Genomic DNA, 3,975 nt, shown 5'->3' with positions numbered 1-3,975 from the left:
GTTGCGGCTTAAGTCTTCCAGTTCTTTCAGCTTGGCCAACTGCGCCGCATCGGTGCTGCTGTGTACCGAGTTTTGGCGACCCATCACACGGTCGAAGGCATTGCCGCTTTTTTCGGCATCACGGGCAATGCGGTTGAGGTCGCTGCCGTTACCACCGGCTGTTTTGCCTGTGCCCATGCTTTGCTGTGCGGCACGCCAGTCTTGCAACTGCTGCTGCATCTCGCGTTTTTTCGCCTGCAGGGCGGCGATAAAGCCTTCAAGCTCTTTTTCTTGTGCAGCACAGTCGGCAATGGTGTTTTCTAAGATGGGCAGACGCGCTTCGATGTCCATCTGCTCGGCGATACCCGCTTCGGCAAGATCATCGCGACCGGCATCTACGGCGGCTTGCAGATTGGCATCAATGGCCTCGTGGCGGTTGCTTTCATCGGCCATTTTCTTGGCGGCAAGATGTTTCTGCGCCAACACTTTGCCCAACTCAGCGCGCACTTCATCTACTGCGCGCTCAATTTCGCGGATGCTTTCGTTCATGACCGCTTCAGGTGCAAGGTTTTCCGCCGCATCAATTAGGGCATGAAAACCGCCGCTTACCAGACGACCTACTCGGCGGGATAGGGTTTCGCTCATTTGGATTTTCCTTTCACTAAAATGTGTTTGTTTCATTTGGTATGGCAGCAGTCTTAAACTTCATTTGCCTGTTGTACAATCTTCGCCAGTTTCAAAGTGTTTTCAAGCTGTTGCAGAACGCTGTCGTCGTATGCCGCGCCTTTGCCGGTTACGGCGAGTTGCAGGATGCTGTCGGTGAGGCGGACGATGCGCCACATCAGTTCGCGCTCGTATTTTTTCAAATCGTCGAGGTCAGCTTCTTCGGGCAGGTCGGCGGCGAGTGTTGCGCCCAAGTCGGGCAGTTGTTCAAACAACCTCGCCACGATATGCGAATGCACTCCGGCCTGTTTTTCAGCGTGCAAGATTTCGTGTTTTGCTGCTTGGAAAAACTGCTCCTGCGCCGTCAGTGCAGAGCCGTAATCGCGTGTCTGCGTATGCGCCAAGCGTGCCAGCTTGAGCAATTCGCGGATTTTTTCAGACGGCGTATTTGCACCTTCGATTTTTAGTTCAGCAATAAAATCAGCATCTTCCTGAGTGATGCGCACACTAATTGGGATACGGTTCGTTGCATTCATATTCTTTTGATTTGGTTTGTATTCATTTGAATACAAATATACAAGATGGGATTCTGAGGCGCAATACCAGAAACCGTATATTTATGTAAACATCAGGCCGTCTGAAACTTGATTTTCGGTTTTCAGACGGCCTTTTCCTTTATAATCCGTACATTATTTTCATACACACAGCAGGTTCCCCATGTCCAACAAACCCACACTCCTTCTCGTTGACGGCTCTTCTTATCTTTACCGCGCCTATCATGCTATGGGGCAGAATTTGTCCGCGCCCGACGGTGCGCCGACTGGGGCGATGTATGGAGTGTTGAACATGCTGCGCCGGCTGCGGGCAGATTATGTGCATGACTATTGCGCGGTGGTGTTTGATGCGAAGGGTAAGAATTTCCGCCACGAGATGTTCCCCGACTATAAGGCGACGCGTCCGCCGATGCCGGATGATTTGCGCCCGCAGGCGGAAGCCTTGCCGGATTTGGTGCGCCTGATGGGCTGGCCGGTGTTGGTGATTCCGCAAGTGGAAGCGGACGACGTTATCGGCACTTTGGCTAAGATGGCTAGCGAAGCAGGGTGGAGCGTAGTGGTATCTACCGGCGATAAGGACATGGCGCAGTTGGTGAACGAGCGCGTGACGCTGGTGAACACGATGAGCGGCGAAACGCTGGACATTGAAGGCGTGAAGGAGAAATTCGGCGTGCGCCCCGACCAAATCCGCGATTATCTTGCACTGATGGGCGATAAGGTGGACAACGTGCCGGGCGTGGAAAAGTGCGGCCCGAAAACCGCGGTGAAGTGGCTAGAAGCCTATGGCTCGCTGGCTGGTGTGATGGAACACGCTGGCGAAGTCAAAGGCAAGGTGGGCGAAAACCTGCAAGCCGCTTTGGAACAACTGCCGCTGTCGTATGATTTGGTAACGATTAAAACCGATGTGGACTTGCATACCGAGCTTTCAGACGGCCTCGAAAGCCTGCGCCGCACTTCGCCGAAATGGTCGCAGCTGGTTGTCGATTTCAAACGCTGGGGTTTCCGTACTTGGCTGAAAGAGGCGGAAAGCCGTATGCACGAAGCACAAAATACAGATTTGTTCGGCAGCGAGCATATTGGCGAACAGGCCGCATTGGCGATGGAAACACAGCCTGAAAAACAACCCGAACTTGCCCCAGCTCCCGAAAAACTGGATTATCAAGCCATTACCACCGAAGCGCAGTTTGCCGCCTTGTTGGACAAACTGGCGCAGGCGGACAAAATCGGCATCGATACGGAAACCACGTCATTAGACGCGATGAATGCCGCGCTGGTCGGCATCAGCATCGCGTTCCAAGCAGGCGAAGCGGTTTACATCCCCGTAGGACACAGCCTTACTGCCGCGCCCGAACAGCTTGATTTGCAAGACGTATTAGGCCGTCTGAAACCGCATTTGGAAAATCCTGCCCTGAAAAAAATCGGGCAAAACCTCAAATACGACCAACACGTTTTCGCCAACTACGGCATAGCCCTGAACGGCATTGCCGGCGATTCCATGCTCGCTTCCTACATCATTGAGAGCCATCTCGGACACGGCTTGGACGAGTTGTCCGAACGCTGGCTCGGCTTGGAAACCATTACCTACGAATCGTTGTGTGGCAAAGGCGCAAAGCAAATCAGTTTTGCTGACGTTGCCATCGGACAGGCAACTGAATACGCCGCCCAAGACGCAGATTTTGCCCTGCGCCTCGAAGCGCACCTGCGCGCGCAAATGGACGCCAAACAGCTTGAAATGTATGAAAAAATGGAGCTGCCTGTCGCGCAAGTATTGTTTGAAATGGAACGCAACGGCGTGCAAATCGACCGCGCCGAACTCGCCCGCCAAAGCGCGGAACTCGGCGCAGAGCTGATGAAGCTCGAACAAGAAGCATACGCCGCCGCAGGCCAGCCGTTCAACCTCAACTCGCCCAAACAGCTGCAAGAAATCCTGTTCGACAAAATGGGCATCCCCACCAAAGGCCTGAAAAAAACCGCCAAAGGCGGCATTTCCACCAATGAAGCCGTGCTCGAACAGCTCGCGCCCGACTACCCCCTGCCCAAAATCATCCTGCAAAACCGCAGCCTGGCGAAACTCAAATCCACCTACACCGACAAACTGCCCGAAATGATTTCCCCCAAAGACGGCCGCGTGCATACCACCTACGCCCAAGCCGTCGCCATTACCGGCCGCCTCGCGAGCAACAACCCCAACCTGCAAAACATCCCCATCCGCACCGCCGAAGGCCGCCGCGTGCGCCGCGCCTTCACCGCACCGCAAGGCAGCGTCATCGTTTCCGCCGACTATTCCCAAATCGAGCTACGCATCATGGCGCACCTCTCCGGCGACAAAACCCTCATCGCCGCGTTCCAAAACGGCGAAGACGTACACCGCCGCACCGCCGCCGAAGTATTCGGCATCGCCCCCGAAAACGTCTCGTCCGAACAACGCCGCTACGCCAAAACCATCAACTTCGGCCTCATTTACGGCATGGGCCAATACGGCCTCGCCAAATCATTGGGCATCGACAACATCTCCGCTAAAAACTTTATCGACCGCTACTTCGCCCGCTATCCCGGCGTCGCCGAATACATGCAGCGCACCAAAGAACAAGCCGCCGCGCAAGGCTTCGTCGAAACCCTGTTCGGCCGCCGCCTCTACCTGCCCGACATCCACAACAAAAACGCCAACGCCCGCGCCGGAGCCGAACGCGCCGCCATCAACGCCCCCATGCAAGGCACCGCGTCCGACCTCATCAAACGCGCCATGATAGACGTATCCCGCTGGCTTTCAGGCGACCTC

The 3,975-nt window shown here is 55.2% G+C and carries 3 protein-coding genes; 1 reads left to right on the top strand and 2 read right to left on the bottom strand.

Annotated elements, in window-relative coordinates; translation table 11 throughout:
• Both ACTHUM_RS08025 and ACTHUM_RS08020 read right to left on the bottom strand, forming a co-directional pair.
• A partial coding sequence (locus ACTHUM_RS08025; protein WP_440402818.1) for a PspA/IM30 family protein occupies nt 1–624 on the bottom strand: 624 nt, incomplete at its 3' end.
• A gap of 53 nt (nt 625–677) precedes the next feature.
• The gene (locus ACTHUM_RS08020; RefSeq protein WP_049331682.1) at nt 678–1,178 is read right to left on the bottom strand and encodes a hypothetical protein; all 501 of its coding nucleotides are present in this window, start codon (nt 1,176–1,178) and stop codon (nt 678–680) included.
• 181 nt (nt 1,179–1,359) lie between these two features.
• Here ACTHUM_RS08020 and polA point away from each other — a divergent pair.
• Nucleotides 1,360–3,975 (top strand): DNA polymerase I (gene polA, locus ACTHUM_RS08015; RefSeq protein WP_440402817.1); only part of this gene is annotated, 2,616 nt, incomplete at its 3' end.

This window comes from Neisseria sp. P0021.S006 (genome assembly GCF_051956895.1).
The sequence above is the reverse complement of the archived record's forward strand: the minus strand, read 5'-3'. Positions and strand labels throughout refer to the sequence as shown.